This is a genomic window from Acidobacteriota bacterium, from assembly GCA_020349885.1.
GTDB lineage: Bacteria > Acidobacteriota.
Genome location: CP070701.1, coordinates 1,530,202 through 1,545,677 on the forward strand (window position 1 = coordinate 1,530,202; position 15,476 = coordinate 1,545,677).

Genomic DNA, 15,476 nt, shown 5'->3' on the forward strand with positions numbered 1-15,476 from the left:
TTTTAGGACGGCAGCGCGGGCATCTGCTGGGTGATGCAATGGACTCCGCCCCCGCCCCAGCCCACGGTGGGTGTCGGAACGCCCACGACCTGCCGGTCCGGAAGAACCTTCCTCAGGTGGGTCAAGGCCTCGTCGTCCTCGCTCACTCCGCCGAGCGGAACCACGACTCCCCCCTGGTTGGCCTGGTAGAAGTTAATGTAGCCGAGGTAGATCTCATCGCCGGCGACGTTAAGGGCCGGAGCCGGCGGTGCATCCACGATCTCGAACTTTCGCCCCTGGGCGTCGGTGGCCGCTTCGAGCACGACGCGGTTTTCCGATACGGCGGCATACCACGAGCTGCCTTTATCGCTCGGCAGGGCCGTTTCGACCATGATCTTGGCGGGAGCAAGGAACGCCGCCATGCCGTCCACGTGCCCGTCGGTGAGATCGTCCTCCACTATCCCCGGCAGCCAGATGATTTTTTTGACCCCGAGGCTCTCGCGCAGGACGGCCTCGATCTCCGACCGCGACATGTCCGGATTGCGGTTGGGGTTCAGGAGACACTGCTCGGTCGTAATCAGCGTGCCTTGGCCGTCCATGGTGATGGCGCCGCCCTCCAGCACCATGTCCACTGGGCGCCGCTCCACCTCGAGGTACTCGCAGAGAGGCTCCGGCAAAGCGTCGTCCTTATCCCAGGGGGGAAACTTTTTACCCCAGGCGTTGAACCGGAAGTCGAGGCCGACCAGCCGCTCCTCCTCGACGACGAAGATGGGCCCGTTGTCGCGCATCCACGCGTCGTCGATGGGAAACTCCACCACCTCGACGTTTTCCCCGCATTGCCGCTGCGCCTCGGCGCCGCTACCCGAGTTGGCGATCATGAGCACCGGCTCGAACTGTGTGACGGCCTTCGCCACGGCGGCATACTCCTGTTGCACCACCTCCAGCATGTCCTCCCACATGTCCTTGCGGTGGGGCCAGCTCATCAGGCAGCGCTCGTGGGGCTCCCACTCCGCCGGCGCACGGACGGCGGCCTGGGCGGACGCACGCCCGGCCTGCTCGGCCTGAGTCGGCTTCCTCGCGCATCCCGGAAGAAGAAGTCCCGCGGCCCCGACGCCCGCACCGGCCAGGAAGCGCCTGCGCGTGACGCGCAGCCGGAGCAATGTGTCGAATCCACTACCGTGGTGGGTCAACGGGCTATCTTTTTTCATGGTGTTCATTCTCCTCTTACGATAGCTTCACTTGGTCAAAAAGCGTATGGTATCTTACCTCGCCGCACATCTCAAGCTGCCGTCCCGCGCCGTCGAACATCGAACCGTGAGATGTTTGACGGCCTCCGAGCGGGCGTGCTACACTCGCAACGAATTCGGAATTCGCTGACGGAGGTTAGAGAACCATGAAAGATTCCACGGATGCGACGACACTGACCGTCGGCCTGGTACAGATGACCTGCACCGAGGAGCCCGAGGCCAACGTCGAGCGGGCCGTGCGCGGCGTCCGGGAGGCGGCCGGCCGCGGTGCGCGGGTGATCTGCCTGCAGGAGCTGTTCGGCATGCAGTACCCCGGCCAGACCGAGGACGCCGAGCGCTTCGACCTGGCCGAGCCGATTCCGGGCCCGACGACCGAGAAATTATCTCCGCTTGCGGCCGAGCTCAATTGTGTCCTCGTCGTGCCGCTCTTCGAGCGCCGCGCGCCGGGCGTCTTCCACAACACCACCGCGGTCATCGATGCCGACGGCAAGCTGCTCGGCGTCTACCGCAAGATGCACATTCCCGACGACCCTCTCTATTACGAAAAGTACTACTTCGCTCCGGGCGACACGGGGTTCCGCTCGTTCCGGACGCGCCACGGCTGCATCGGCGTGCTCGTCTGCTGGGACCAGTGGTTCCCGGAAGCCGCGCGGCTGACGGCGCTCACGGGCGCGCAGGTGATCTTCTATCCGACGGCTATCGGCTACACGACACCCGATCCGGTCATAGCCTACACCACCCAGCGGAAAAAGCCGGAACCGGAATTTGAGATGAGCGACCGCCATTACTTCGATGCGTGGCAGACGGTGCAGCGCGGCCACGCCGTCGCGAACGGCTGCTACGTGGCCGTGCTCAACCGGGTCGGGTACGAGAAGAGCGCGAACGCGAACGCACCAAAAGACGAGGGCATCAAGTTCTGGGGCCGCTCGTTCGTGGCCGGGCCGCTGGGGGAGATGCTCGCCGAGGCGGGAGACGGCGAGGAAGTGCTCGTGGCCGAGTGCAACCTCGAGTATCTCGAACAGGTCCGGCGCCTCTGGCCGCTCCTGCGCGACCGCCGCGTGGACGCCTATGGTCCGCTCACGAAGCGCTGGATCGGCTCCTGAATAGAGAAAACTCTTCCCTACGCCACCCCGGGGCATAAAACCATGCCCACCAGGATCAACACGATGCACACCCACTGCAAGAACGTGGGCCTCTCCTTGAGGATGATGAAGGCGAACACCAGCGTGATCGCCGGGTAGGGGGACGACAGGGTCTGAACGAGCGTGGCGTCGCCGTGGCGGAAGGCGAACGTGAGCAGCAGGTTGCCGACGGTGAACATCGCCATTGGCAGGGCGCCCCGGGTAAACTCTCTTTGAGAAAATTTTCTCCCGCGGCTCCGGAGCAGGCCGTACGGCCCCAGGGTGAGCACTCCGCCTAGGAAGGCGAACAGAACGAGGTTGGCCTCGCTCGCGTTGGGCAGCTCGTAGGCGTGGTCCGTCACCACCCCCGAGACCCCCCATCCCGCCGCGGCAAGGTTGGCCTGCAGAAACCACAGCCGGTTCGTGGTCTTCTCGCCCGCGTCGGACTTGTCGGAGGGCTCGTACGCAACGCCCATGCACCCGAGGATCACGACCACGACCCCCACGTATTGGAGAGGGGACAGATGCTCCGCCAGAAATAAGCGGGCAATCACGGCGGTCCAGGCCGGATAGGTGGCGGACACCGTGCCGACGATGCTGATGGGGCCGCCCGCGACGGACTCGAAATAGAGGATCGACGACGTCCCGCCCAGCAGCCCCGACAGCAGCGCGAAGAACAAGAAAGGCCGCCCCTAGGGAGCGAAAGGCCATGGCTCGGTGTGAGCCAGGTGCTGGTACAGAATAAAGCTTATGTTCACCACCGCATCGGTCGCCAGAGCGTACAGGCAGAAGCGGGCGGGCGGCACGTCCTCGATGTACAGCCGCATGAATCCCTGCGCCAGCCCGTAGAGAACCAACGCGGTAAGCGTAAGCCCCAGCCAGTGCGGACTAAGATAGGAAAGCATCTCTTATTAACTTCTTAACTTCCCGGAATCGTTTTCAAGGAGAAGGCATGGTAACAGACTTCCGCGGGGGGGCAAGCTCCCGCGTTGCCGGAGCAGCCTCCCCTCGTCAGGCGGGCGCTATGGCTCGAAAGACGCGCTGTCGCTCTTGAGGAAGTGGTTGTCGTTTTATGCCGCTGGCCCCAGGCGTTTGACTTTCGGACGAGAAGGCACATAATATGTGTAGGAGACGACCATGGCACGAAAGCGATGGTTTGTCCTTTTGCTTCAACCCAAAGAGAAAAACCGTGATAAAATCACTTCGAATCGCTTTCCTCGCGGGAGCTCTTCTCGCGCTTTTGCATCCCTCCACCTTCGCGCAGGCGACCTGGGCGCGGCTGTACGGCGACATTTTGGAAGATTTCACCCGATCCATCGAGCAGACCACGGACGGCGGCTACGTCGTCGCGGGATTTACGGAGTCCTTCGGCGCGGGCGACGACGATTTCTGGGTGCTGAAGTTGGACGCTTCGGGAAACGTCCAGTGGGAGAAGGCCTACGGCGGCGGTTCCTGTGACGAAGCCTACTTCATCCAGCAGACCACGGACGGCAGCTTCGTCGTGGCGGGATGTACGAAGTGCTTTACGGACAGTTCTGATGCGTGGGTTCTGAAGCTGGACGCCTCGGGCAACATCACGTGGCAAAAGGTCTACTCCGGTGGTGTAGCCAGTTCCATCCAGCAAACCTCAGACGGCGGCTTCGTCGTGGCGGGATGTACGAAGTGCCTTACGGCCAGTTCTGATGCGTGGATTCTGAAGCTGGACGCCTCGGGGAGTATCGAATGGCAAAAGACCTATGGGGGCTCGAGCTCCGATTATGCACATTCCGCCCAACAGACCTCGGGCGGCGGCTTTGTTGTGGGAGGAATTACGGGTTCCTTCGGTAAGAGAGATTATAATGTATGGATTTTAAAGTTAGATGCTTTGGGTGATGTTCAGTGGCAGAAGATCTATGGTGGTGGCGATGAAGGCGACCGGCGTCGTCGAGCAGGGCGCCAGTACATTCCTTTATCTGTTGTTCAGACCTCGGACGGCGGATTCGCCGTGGCGGGACGGACAGGTTCTTTCGGCGCGGGCCAGTATGATGCCTGGGTTCTGAAGCTGGACGCCTCGGGGAACGTCGAGTGGCAGAAGACCTACGGCGGTGCTGATGCGGATGGCACCCCTGCCATCCAGCAGACCACAGACGACGGTTTTGTGGTAGCGGGATGGACACGTTCCTTCGGCGCGGGCAACGTTGATGTCTGGGTTCTGAAGCTGGACGCCTCTGGCAAAGTCCAATGGCAGAAGGCCTACGGCGGCAGTGATGGCGAGGCCGCTACCTCCATCAAGCAGACCACGGACGGAGGCTACATCGTGGGGGGACAGACGCATCTCGGCGTGGGCGGTCATGATGTCTGGGTTCTGAAGCTGGACGCGAACGGAGAGATTGACGCCTCCTGCCCGCTCGTTTCCGATACAGCGGTGAGGGGCGTCAGTTCCTGGGTCACCGCCACAGACACCTCGGTAAAGGGCGTGGATTCTTCCGCATCGGTTACCGACAGCCGGGTGAAGGGCGTGGATTCCAAGGCCATCGTGCTCGAGCAGTGCCCGGACGCCGACAGAGACGGCGTGCCCAACGCGAGCGACAACTGCCCGGGCATCCAGCTTCAAGGCCCGGATGCTCTCGTTGTCCGCCTCGCACCATGTGGCCCCCCCCGCTACGGCCTGAGCGGGCCGGAACTCCATGCCAACCCACGGCAGGAGGACGCGGACAAGGACGGCTTGGGCGACGTCTGCGACAACTGTTGGTTGGTGCCCAACCCGTTGCAGGAGGACGCGGATGAGGACGGCGTGGGCGACGTGTGCGACAACTGTCCGGCGGACGCCAACCTACTGCACGAGGATACGGACGCGGACGGCATCGGCGACGCGTGCGACCCGGACATAGACGGGGACGGCGTGCTTAACGCAAAAGACAACTGCCCGGCGAATGCCGACCCGCGGCAGACGGATACGGACGGCGACGGAATCGGCGACGCCTGCGACGCGTGTCCGAACGACCGGGACAATGACATTGACGGCGACGGGGTGTGCGGCGACGTGGATAACTGTCCGACGGTCGCGAACCCCGCGCAGACGGCTACGGACACCGACGGCGACGGCACAGGCCACGCGTGCGACATCTGCCCGGGCTTTGACGACAGAATCGACGTGGACGGCGACGGTAAGCCCGACGGCTGCGACGCCTGCCCGAACGATCGGGACAACGACGCAGACGGCGATGGCTTGTGCGGCGATGTCGACAACTGCCCGGCGGATGCCAACCCGCGGCAGGAGGATACGGACGCGGACGGCATCGGCGACGCGTGCGACCCGGACACGGGGCACTGACACGGCGGAGCAGTTAGCCGTTAGCGAGCGGAAAATTCTTTTCTATACGCTACACTCCTTGCTCCTTGCTTTTTCCTAAAAATCCCACAATCCGGCCAAATTGCTTGAAATTCTGGTGAAACGGCATATATTATATGTAGGAGACGGCCATGACACGAAAGCGGTGGCTCATCCTTTCGGTTGCGGCGATGGGGGCTGGCTTTATGCCGGTGGCAGTATGGGGAGGTGAAGCGTCTGCGTCCCAAGGGAAAGGCCCGCCGCGCGTCGGCGGCGAAGTCGAGATAGCCGACGTCCCCTTCGACGTAAACGAAATCATCCGCACCGTCCGGAAAAACCGCGGCCTACCCGAAGAACCTCCGCGCCAAGGATTCCGCGCCGAGGCACGCGGCGAGCGGCCGTTCGCGTCCAAAGGGAATGCCTTCTCGCATGAGACGCCACGCTTCCAGGCGGAGATTGGGCAGGATGGATTGCGGTATTTCGCGCAAGGAAATAAGGAAAAACCCGATTTCGAGATTCTTTCCGTTCGCTTCGAGCGGGGGGGCAATACGCATACGGTGTTTGGAAAAGGCCGCCTGGAGGAGCACTCGCCCGGCCTTCTCAAAGGCGAAGCGCGCGACGGCGTGACGCCTTACGTGCGAAACCGCGGGGAGGAAGGGATAGAAATCTACTGGACGGTTGATGAGCCGCTCAGCCCCGAGGCTTCGGCGTTGCGCGTGCGTCTTGCGATCCGCTCCTCGGGCGAGCCGCGGGAGCATCCGGAGGGTTTGGTGTTTCCGGCCAAGGGGGAAAAGGGTCAAGTAACCTTCTCCAACGTGACCTTGGTTGACGCGGCGGGGCGTCTGGAAAGAATTCGGCCCTCGCTTGCAACCGGCCGCGAGATTCTGTTCGAGGTGTCGCGCGGATTTCTAGAGAATACCCGGTATCCCATCCTGATTGACCCGACGGTGGGGCCGGAGTTTCCGGTGGAGCCGAGTCCGGTGATTGGCTGGGCGGTATACACACGGCATATTTCTGTTGCTTCGAATGGGGCAGATTATTTTGTAGCCTGGAGCGATAGTCGAATGTCCGGCGGTTATGATATTTTTGGAACACGGGTCACGTCAGCAGGAGCAGTGCTTGACCAAACAGGAATAATTATTTCCACGGAAGCGAGTTGGCAAGATTATCCCTCTGTCGCGTCGAACGGGACGGATTACCTTGTGGTATGGGAAGACAGCCGAAATCAGTTCGGCACGGGTGATGACATCTATGGAGCGCGAATCAGATCATCCGATGGAGTGTTGCTCGACGGCCCTCCTGATATAGGCGGCATTGTCATCTCCGCGGCGGCAGGCCACCAGCGGTTTCCCTCCGTGACTTCGAACGGGACGGACTATTTCGTTGCGTGGAACGTCAGCAACGCTATCGTCTACGGGGCGCGCGTGGCCTCGGATGGAACGGTGCTCGACCCCACGGACATCGTCATCTCCTTTGGGGCAAACAGGCCCTCGGTGGCCTCGAATGGGACGGACTATTTTGTCGCGTGGCAAGACGATCGAAACGGCACGGACAGCGACGTCTACGGGGCGCGCTTGGCCTCCTCGGATGGGGCGGTGCTCGACCCCACGGGCATCGCCGTCTCCACGGCGGCAAGCGGCCAAGAGTACCCCTCCGTAGCCTCAGACGGGACGGACTATTTCATCGCGTGGACAGACTACCGAAACGGCGGGTCACCCGACATATACGGGGCGCGGGTGCAGGCGTCCGATGGCTTGCTCCTTGACGGCCCGTCTGACACGGGAGGCATCGCCGTCTCCACGGAGGTACACACACAGCTTTACCCCTCGGTGGCTTCGAACGGGACGGACTATTTCGTCGCGTGGCGGGATGAACGAATCAGCCCGTTCGACGATATCTACGGGGCGCGCGTCCGCGCTTCGGACGGCTTGCTCCTTGACGGCCCGCCTGACACGGGAGGCATCTTCGTAGGCGACGCTGACTCCTCGATGGCGGGCGTCCTGAGGGTTCTTTCCGTCGCTTCGAACGGGACGGACTATTTCGTGGCGTGGTGGTGGAGGGACTCGGCCGTTATCGGGACGCGGGTGACGGCGGCGGGGACGGTGCTCGATCCCACGGGCATCGCCGTCTCGATAGCAGCGAGCGGTCAATTATATCCTTCCATTGCTTCAAACGGAACAGGTTATTTTGTGGCCTGGAATGACACTCGAAACGCAACATACTATGACATTTACGGAGCGCGGGTAGCCTCCGACGGGACGGTTCTTGACCCGACGGCCATTGCCGTCTCGACGGAAGTCGATTCCCAATTTTTTTCGTCTGTCGCCTCAAACGGAACGGATTATTTCGTGGTTTGGATAGATGGAAGTTATGAAGGAGACATCCAGGGGGCACGTGTAACGTCTGCCGGAACCGTTCTTGACCCTACAGGCATCGTTATCTCAAACGCACAATACGACCAATCGAATCCATCCGTTACCTCAAACGGAACGGATTATTTCGTCACGTGGGAAGACAAGCGAAACTGGGGCGTGTCATACTATGATATCTACGGCACACGTGTGCGCGCGTCGGATGGGGCGCTACTTGATGGGCCGCCTGACACGGGAGGCATTGCTATCTCAACAGTACCAAGAGCACAATACGCTCCCTCTGTTGCGTCGAACGGGACGGATTATTTCGTCGCGTGGGAGGACCAGCGGAACGACGGTGGATGCTACTGCATTACGGATATCTACGGGGCGCGAGTGACCTCGGATGGGACGGTGCTCGACCCCGCGGGCATCGCCGTCTCCACGGCGGTGGAAAACCGGTACAACCCCTCGGCAGCCTCGAACGGGACGGACTATTTCGTGGTGTGGTCTGATGGCCGAAGCGGCGCCGATATCTATGGGGCACGGGTGCGGGCGTCGGATGGCCTGCTCCTCGATGGCCCTCCTGATATAGGCGGCATCGCCGTCTCCACGCTGCCGGACGGCCAGGCCCGCCCATCGGTAGCTTCGAACGGGACGGATTATTTCGTGGCGTGGCAGGATTACCGGAACGGCACGGGTGCGGATATCTACGGGGCGCGCGTGGCCTCATCGGATGGCACGGTGCTCGACCCGTCGGGATTGCTCATTCAACAAAGTCCTTATCATGACCGCCCTCCCGCCGTCGCCTATTCTTCCTGCGGAAAATATCTTATTGCTTACTATCGCTATTACGAAGATTCCAATTTTCAAAATCAACGCATCATAGCGCGCACGTTTTATGATGACAGTAGTATCCCTGATGTTAAATATGATATAAGCTTCGATCCCGTAGCGACTCTTGCAGAAGCTTGCGGTGACGGGGACGGGGTGGTTGAGCCCGGGGAAGAGTGGGAGGTGACGGTGCAGCTCATCAACAGCAGCGTTTGCGTTGCCGCAAACAACGTGTGGGCCGATCTCACGGTAAACCCGGGCTCGGTGGTAGCCGCTGGCGTTAGCAACAATCCGGGCTTCTACGGAAACATTCCCACGGACGGCACGGCGCAGTTTGCGTATTCCTTCGTTGTGGACGCGGGTGCGGTGTGCGTGAACGACCTCACCTTTGACGTGACGGGCATTGTCTCGGATGAGGGGGCGTATCCTGACGAAATCGCCGCGTTCACAGTCCAGGTGGGCAGGATCAATCCCGGTCCTACGGAAATCGGAGGGCAGGCGACGAGCCCGTTGACGGCTAAAAACGAGACATTGAGTTCCAATTTCTCGCCCGCTTTTACCATTCCGGGCGCAGCGGAATCAGCCACCCTTTCTTATACATTGAGCGGTACGACGGACTTGGTGAACTGTGTCGAGGTGGCGCTTGTGGACCCGTTCGCGAAGGCGACGGTCGTGAAGCCGCTCGGAGTGGCGGACTCGAATCCCTACGGCGTGACCGGGCTCTACACGGGGCTGGGCACGTACCAGCTTCGCCTGATGGAGGACGGCGGGGGCTGCGGCGGCGGCGGCGATGCGACCGTCACGGCGGGGACGCTGAGCGTAACGGCTCCGGACGTTACGGAGTGCGACGCGGGCGGGTGCTGCGGCCCCGCGGCCATGATTACCGACTGGGTCTGCGATTGCTTCGGCAATGTGGTGCTCGACGCTAATCCGTCGGGCGGGATGCCGCCGTATAGTTATTTGTGGAGCACGGGTGCGACGACGCAGACGATCGCCGTGCCTTCCTGTGGAAGCGGGCCCTACTCGGTGACGGTGACGGATGCATTGGGGTGCTCGGGAAGCGACAACAACTTCTTTGTGAATCTGTGCTGCGATCCGTGGCCGGTCGAGCCTTCGGCGTTCGGCGTGCCGCCCCTTATCGTAGAGGATCCTGCAGCAACACAGATTACGCTGGAAGAAATGTACTGTGGTGTCTATAACCTTCATGTCGGTCAATTGAGCGATCTCGTCTCGGGTCTTTACGACACGACCGTCGGCGGCACGACGTGCTTTATTTCGGTGTGGACGGATAACGGAGACGGGACCGTCACGCTGGATGTCACCATTCCGGACAACTCGTGGTTCGTGCTCAGCGGGTCCACGATCCTGGGAGTATCGAGCGCGGGCCTCGACAGCGACGGAACCGAGCGGTCGTCGATGGGCTTTTGGTCTTGCGGCCTTTAGGTTCGTGGCCCCAAGAAGGGGCCGGTAGCCAAGGGTCAGAGAGAAGGAATTCTCGCTAATCCCTGAACCCTGGCCCCTGACTGCTAACCCCTGATCCCTACCGGTCTTTCCGTTTCCGCTTCGCCGGACAGGCCCATCGCCCGCAGGAAGCGCCCCGTGTGCGACGCCTCGCACCGCGCCACCTCCTCGGGCGCTCCTTCGGCCACGATGCGCCCGCCCCGCTCGCCCGCCTCGGGGCCCAGGTCGATCACCCAGTCGGCGTTCTTGATGACGTCCAGGTGGTGCTCGATGACGACGAGGGTGTTGCCGCTTTCGACGAGGCGCTCGAAGGCCGCAAGGAGCGTCGAGACGTCCTCGAGGTGGAGGCCCGTGGTGGGCTCGTCGAAAAGGTAGACGGCGTGCGTGCGCCGCGTGCCGAGCACGGAGGCAAGCTTCATGCGCTGCGCCTCGCCACCGGAGAGCGTGCTCGTGGACTGGCCGAGGCGCAGGTACCCGAGGCCCACGTCGCGCAGCGACTCGAGGCGCTCGGTGACATCCGGCCGGTCGCCGAAGAGCCCCATGGCGTCGTCCACCGTCATCTCGCAGACGTCGTGGATGTTGGTGCCCCGGTAGGCGATGTCGAGGACGGGGCGCTGAAAGCGCCTGCCGCCGCACACCTCGCATGGGAGGCGAACGTTCGCCAGAAACTGCATGTCCACCTCCGTCCAGCCGAGGCCGCCGCACGCTTCGCAGCGCCCTTTGGGGGAGTTGAACGAGAAGTGGCCGGCGTCGTAGCCGCGCGCGCGCGCCGCCGCCGTCGCGGCGAAAAGCGCCCGGACCGGCGCGAGCGCGCCGGTGACGGTGAGGGCGTTCGAGCGGGCGCTTCGTCCGAGCGGCGACTGGTCCACGAGCGCCATGGTCGCAAGGCGGTCGAATCCTTTGATGCGCCGGCAGAGAAGCGGCTTCGGCGGCTCCGCCCCGCTCCGGGCGGAGGCGGAATGGTGTTCGTACTCGGTGAAGAGCACGTCGCGCACGAGCGTGCTTTTGCCGGAGCCCGAGACGCCCGTGACGACGACCATGCAGCCCAGCGGAATGCGGGCGTTCAGGCCGTGCAGGTTGTGGCAGGCGATGCCTTCGAGTTGAAGGGAGCGTTCGGAACGAGCTTGCTCCCTGCCCTGCCTGAGGGGCAGGCGAAGCGCCCGGTCGGGGCGGCGGGGCACTTCGCGCTCGCCGCGGAGGTACGAGGCCGTGAGCGTATCGAGCGTTCGGAAATCCAGCGCCCGGTGCGACGCCATCCGCTCGCCGCCGCGGCTTCCCGCCCCGGGGCCGAGCTCCACCACGTGGTCGGCGGCTTCGATGACCGCGCGGTCGTGCTCCACGACGACGAGCGTGTTTCCCGCGTCGCGCAGGGACTTCAGGACGCCGAGGAGATGCTCCGTGTCGCGCGCGTGCAGCCCCACGGTGGGCTCGTCGAGAATGATGAGCGTTCCCGTGAGCGCCGAGCCGAGAAGCGTCGCCAGGGCGATGCGCTGCGCCTCGCCCCCCGAGAGCGTCGCCGTCAGGCGGTCGAGCGTCAGATACCCGAGCCCCACGCGGCGCAGGTACCGGAGGCGCGCAAGCAGTTCCTCGAAAATCTTGTCGGCCACGAGCCTCTCCTCCTCGGAGAGCGAAAGCCCTTCGAGGAAGCTCAACGCCTCCTCGATGGTCATCACGGAGACGGCGGCTATGGTTTTTCCGCCCACTTCGAACCGCAGCGCCTCGGGGCGGAGGCGCGCGCCCCGGCAAGCCGTGCAATCGGTGTACTTGCGGTAGCGGCTCAGATAGACGCGCACGTGGAGCCTGTAGGCCTTTTCCTGGAGGTGCTCGAAGAATCCTTCGATGCCCGGAAAGTCATGCCAGCCCTGGCCCGCGCCCTTCCAGAGCAGGCGGCGCTCGCGCTTCGTGAGCTTTCCGTAGGGCACGTCAGTGCGAACGTTTTTCCTTCGCGCGAAATCGAGCATCTCCCCGAAAATTTCCTCCCGGCTCTCCTGGTCCCACGGCTTGACGGCGCCTTCCTCGAGCGTGAGCGCCGGGTCGGGCACAATCTTTCGCTCGTCGAGCGAGAGGGTGTTTCCGAAGCCCTTGCATGCGCGACAGGCTCCCTGCGGATGGTTAAAGCTGAAGAGGGCGGGCTCGGGCGGAAGCATCTCGCAGCCGCAGCGGTCGCAGGCGAATTTTTTCGAGAACGGAATTTCTTCGCCTTCCACCGTCCGGAGCACGGTCCAGCCGCCGCCCGCCGTCGAGGACTGTCCGGCAGACGGCGGCCCCAGACTCTCCGGCCGGGAGAGGGCGCGAAAGCAGGTTTCGACCGAATCGGCGAGTCTTTTCCATTCCCCCGACTCGACGCCGAAGCGGTCCACGACGACGAGAACGCGGTCTTCCGGGCGGAGCTGCCGCTCGGCCCATGTCTCGAGCTCGGCGAGCGTGTCGTTATCGAAGATTCTCACGAAACCCTCTTTGAGGAGTGCGCCGGCAAGCTCTCTGCTGGAGAGTCCATCCACATCGTCCAACGGGTACGTAACGAAGAGGCGCGTCGAACGCGGCATGGCCTGCACGAACTGCACCACGTCGTCCACGCTTCGGCGCTTGACCTCGCCGTGCCCCCGCGGGCACATGGCGCGTCCCGTGCGGGCGAACAGGAGGCGCAGGTAGTCGCTCACCTCGGTCGCCGTTCCCACCGTGGAGCGCTTGCCCTTCGCGGGGTTGCGCTGCCCGACGGCGATGGCCGGGTAGAGCCCCTCGACGGCGTCCACGTCGGGCTTTTCCATGCGCTCGAGGAACTGCCGCGCGTACGACGAAAGCGACTCGACGTAGCGGCGCTGCCCCTCGGCGTAGAGCGTGTCGAAGGCGAGGCTCGATTTGCCGGAGCCCGAAACGCCCGTGATCACCGTGAGCGTGCGGGAGGGAATGTCGCACGAGAAGTTTTTGAGGTTGTGGACGCGCGCGCCGCGAACACGAATGGGCGGCCACTCGCTTGGCGGGGTGTCCCGTGCAGGGGCGGGACTCCGCTTTTTGTTTTTGGCGGGCTGGGACGCCGCTTTGCTCGCCCTCTGGCGCACGGGGGATTTACCCCGACATGTCGTGGGCTTGTCCCGACTGCGTCGGGACCGGTGGGGCATTACGTTCCGGGTAGGACGAAGTGGAGCGGCACCATGCCCAGGAGCAGCCGGTCGTCGCCCGAGACGGCCGTGAGCACCCCGGGGCGGATGCGCTTGCCGTTGACGTAGGTGCCGTTCAGGGCGCCGACCTCTTCGGCCAGGTAAAACTTGCCGTCCTTCGAGATGAGGCGGGCATGACGGCGGGACACGGAGCGTGCGCTTTCCTCCTCAGAGAGGTCTACGTCCGGAGTGATTCCCGTCACGGGGTCGGCGCGGCCGATGAGCGTCTCGTGTTTGGAAACGGAATATTCCTTGTTGGTCTCCTCGTTTCGGAGAATCGCAAGCACCGCACCCGATGGGGTCGGCTCCGTCGTGGGTTGCGCCACCTCGTGCGCCTCGTAAACCATGGGCTGCTTCTCGTCGGCGTGGTCCAGGAGGAGCGCTTCGATTTTCTTGTCCATCTCGCGCAGGCGCACCGAGAATTTCCGAAGCATCCGCACCGCGATTTCCGTGTTCGAGCGAATCATTGCGTCGAAGGTCGAGCCGTCGATCCGCACCACTTCGCAGTCCTCCAGCGCGGTGACCGTTGCGGTGCGAGGCAGGTGCTCGAGGAGCGACATCTCGCCGAAGAAATCGCCCTTGCCGAAGACGGCCAGGCGGCGGGAGGTGTCGCCGATCTTCTTGTCCACGGCCACCGTGCCGCTCTGGATGATGTACATGTCCGTTCCCAAGTCTCCCTCCTTGAAGATGACCTCTTCCTTGGGAAACTTGACAAGATACTGCTCGAATGCCGGCGCAACCATAGAGAAGCCTTTTCTCGTTTGAACCCTCCATTATAGAAAGGCGTTCCGTGCGGTGTCAATCGAGGCGCGAACTCTGACCCAATCTCTCCTCACGTTCGCCGCCGCTTCGTCGTGCTCGACCCAAAGTTCGGGATGCGGGAAAGCAGGCGTACCGCATTCTTGCGTGGCGTAGCGACCAAGCCAAGGTATAATGGTTCTTGCATGGCTTCACGCGTGCAACGGTGCTGTCTTTGCGAAGGAAGTCCGCTATGCCTCTGAAAATTCTTGCCACCAACCGGAAAGCCTCGTTTCAATATCACCTCGAGGAGCGCTTCGAGGCCGGCATTGCGCTTCTAGGCTCCGAGGCTAAGTCGTGCCGCGAGGGGCGCGCGAGCCTCGGCGAGGGCTACGTGCATCTGCGAAACGATGAGGCGTTTCTTGCGGGCGTCCACATCAGCCCTTTCAGCAAAGCGGCGGCCTGGGTCCCCGACCCCGTGCGCGAGCGGCGGCTTTTGCTCCACAAGTCCGAAATAAGGAAATTAACGGGCCGCGTCACCCAGCGCGGCTATACCGTCGTCCCCACGAAGCTGTACCTAGACGCCAAGGGCAGGATCAAGGTCGAGATTGCGCTCGCGAAGGGCAAGAGGATGACAGACAAACGCGAGCGCATCAAGAAGCGCATTCATGACCGCGAGGCCGCGGCCGCGATGAAGCGCCACCGAAGATAGGAACATAGGAAGGCTAAAGAAGCAATTGGCGATCCACCGTCGGTGGATCTGCTCTGAGATAATCCCCCTTTATCCCCTGGCTGCGGCTCAGAGGACTCGGAGCAGTCGGCAGCCTTAGGCGGGCCGGCCCCGGCGGGGACATATTAGGGGAATTTCAACAAAGCGGAAGAGTCGTTCAGCGCCGACGACCTCGCTTGCCCCGCCCCGAGCGGGGCGGGCGGCGCTGCCGGTTGGTTTTGACGTTACGGCGTACGGATTTTTTACCCTTGCCGTAGACGATCCAGTCGAGCGAGCATTTGGTGATCTGCACCAAGCGATTGAGAAACCAAAGCGACGGCTTGGTGCTGCCGCGTTCCACCTGCGACACGTAGCCTTGGTCGCAGCCGATGAGCTGGGCAAACTCAGTTTGTGTCTGCGGCAGGCGCAGTTGCTTGATGCGGCCGCCGATTTTTTTGAGATTCACTCGCTGCTTCATACACGTTTTTTCCTCTTAGAGAGCTCGTTTTTGCGTCTGTACTTGAAAAGTATTCCCGTCCTCCTCCGCCTGAACTTTTGAGCCACAAGG

At 62.7% G+C, this 15,476-nt stretch carries 10 protein-coding genes; 4 read left to right on the top strand and 6 right to left on the bottom strand.

Features of this window, described 5'->3' with window-relative positions:
* Positions 1–2: 2 nt before the first annotated feature.
* Positions 3–1,187 carry an agmatine deiminase family protein gene (locus JSV08_06650; GenBank protein UCF80193.1) on the bottom strand — a complete coding sequence of 395 codons (1,185 nt, stop codon included), beginning with the start codon at positions 1,185–1,187 and terminating at the stop codon, positions 3–5.
* 185 nt (positions 1,188–1,372) lie between these two features.
* Here JSV08_06650 and JSV08_06655 point away from each other — a divergent pair, with 185 nt between their 5' ends.
* Positions 1,373–2,329, top strand: a complete 957-nt coding sequence (locus JSV08_06655; GenBank protein ID UCF80194.1) for a carbon-nitrogen hydrolase — start codon at positions 1,373–1,375, stop codon at positions 2,327–2,329.
* A gap of 17 nt (positions 2,330–2,346) precedes the next feature.
* Here JSV08_06655 and JSV08_06660 read toward each other — a convergent pair whose 3' ends face one another.
* On the bottom strand, positions 2,347–3,027 hold the full coding sequence (locus tag JSV08_06660; protein ID UCF80195.1) for a DMT family transporter: 681 nt from the start codon (positions 3,025–3,027) through the stop codon (positions 2,347–2,349).
* A gap of 12 nt (positions 3,028–3,039) precedes the next feature.
* Positions 3,040–3,252 carry a hypothetical protein gene (locus JSV08_06665; GenBank protein UCF80196.1) on the bottom strand — a complete coding sequence of 71 codons (213 nt, stop codon included), beginning with the start codon at positions 3,250–3,252 and terminating at the stop codon, positions 3,040–3,042.
* 284 nt (positions 3,253–3,536) lie between these two features.
* On the opposite strand from JSV08_06665, the gene JSV08_06670 reads away from it, so the two are divergent.
* Positions 3,537–5,660 (top strand): thrombospondin type 3 repeat-containing protein, encoded by a 2,124-nt coding sequence (locus JSV08_06670; GenBank protein UCF80197.1) that lies wholly within the window; start codon positions 3,537–3,539, stop codon positions 5,658–5,660.
* A 149-nt stretch (positions 5,661–5,809) separates the two neighbouring features.
* Positions 5,810–10,285 (top strand): hypothetical protein, encoded by a 4,476-nt coding sequence (locus JSV08_06675; protein ID UCF80198.1) that lies wholly within the window; start codon positions 5,810–5,812, stop codon positions 10,283–10,285.
* 83 nt (positions 10,286–10,368) lie between these two features.
* Here the strand turns inward: JSV08_06675 and uvrA are convergent, their stop codons facing one another.
* Positions 10,369–13,422 carry an excinuclease ABC subunit UvrA gene (uvrA, locus tag JSV08_06680; protein UCF80199.1) on the bottom strand — a complete coding sequence of 1,018 codons (3,054 nt, stop codon included), beginning with the start codon at positions 13,420–13,422 and terminating at the stop codon, positions 10,369–10,371.
* Positions 13,422–14,204: a cyclic nucleotide-binding domain-containing protein gene (locus JSV08_06685; protein ID UCF80200.1), complete on the bottom strand. Its 783-nt coding sequence runs from the start codon at positions 14,202–14,204 to the stop codon at positions 13,422–13,424. The genes uvrA and JSV08_06685 overlap by 1 nt, the downstream gene beginning before the upstream one ends.
* Positions 14,205–14,452: 248 nt before the next feature.
* On the opposite strand from JSV08_06685, the gene smpB reads away from it, so the two are divergent.
* Positions 14,453–14,911: an SsrA-binding protein SmpB gene (gene smpB, locus JSV08_06690; protein ID UCF80201.1), complete on the top strand. Its 459-nt coding sequence runs from the start codon at positions 14,453–14,455 to the stop codon at positions 14,909–14,911.
* Between the two features lie 175 nt (positions 14,912–15,086).
* Here the strand turns inward: smpB and JSV08_06695 are convergent, their stop codons facing one another.
* Complete coding sequence (locus tag JSV08_06695; protein UCF80202.1) at positions 15,087–15,386, bottom strand: helix-turn-helix transcriptional regulator; 300 nt, start codon at positions 15,384–15,386, stop codon at positions 15,087–15,089.
* Positions 15,387–15,476: the final 90 nt, after the last annotated feature.

Bases quoted from the DNA above. Each gene is read 5' to 3' on its own strand.
- JSV08_06650 (UCF80193.1), bottom strand. From the start codon at position 1,187: ATGAAAAAAGATAGCCCGTTGACCCACCACGGTAGTGGATTCGACACA.
- JSV08_06655 (UCF80194.1), top strand. From the start codon at position 1,373: ATGAAAGATTCCACGGATGCGACGACACTGACCGTCGGCCTGGTACAG.
- JSV08_06665 (UCF80196.1), bottom strand. From the start codon at position 3,252: ATGCTTTCCTATCTTAGTCCGCACTGGCTGGGGCTTACGCTTACCGCG.
- JSV08_06675 (UCF80198.1), top strand. From the start codon at position 5,810: ATGACACGAAAGCGGTGGCTCATCCTTTCGGTTGCGGCGATGGGGGCT.
- uvrA (UCF80199.1), bottom strand. From the start codon at position 13,422: ATGCCCCACCGGTCCCGACGCAGTCGGGACAAGCCCACGACATGTCGG.
- JSV08_06685 (UCF80200.1), bottom strand. From the start codon at position 14,204: ATGGTTGCGCCGGCATTCGAGCAGTATCTTGTCAAGTTTCCCAAGGAA.
- smpB (UCF80201.1), top strand. From the start codon at position 14,453: ATGCCTCTGAAAATTCTTGCCACCAACCGGAAAGCCTCGTTTCAATAT.
- JSV08_06695 (UCF80202.1), bottom strand. From the start codon at position 15,386: ATGAAGCAGCGAGTGAATCTCAAAAAAATCGGCGGCCGCATCAAGCAA.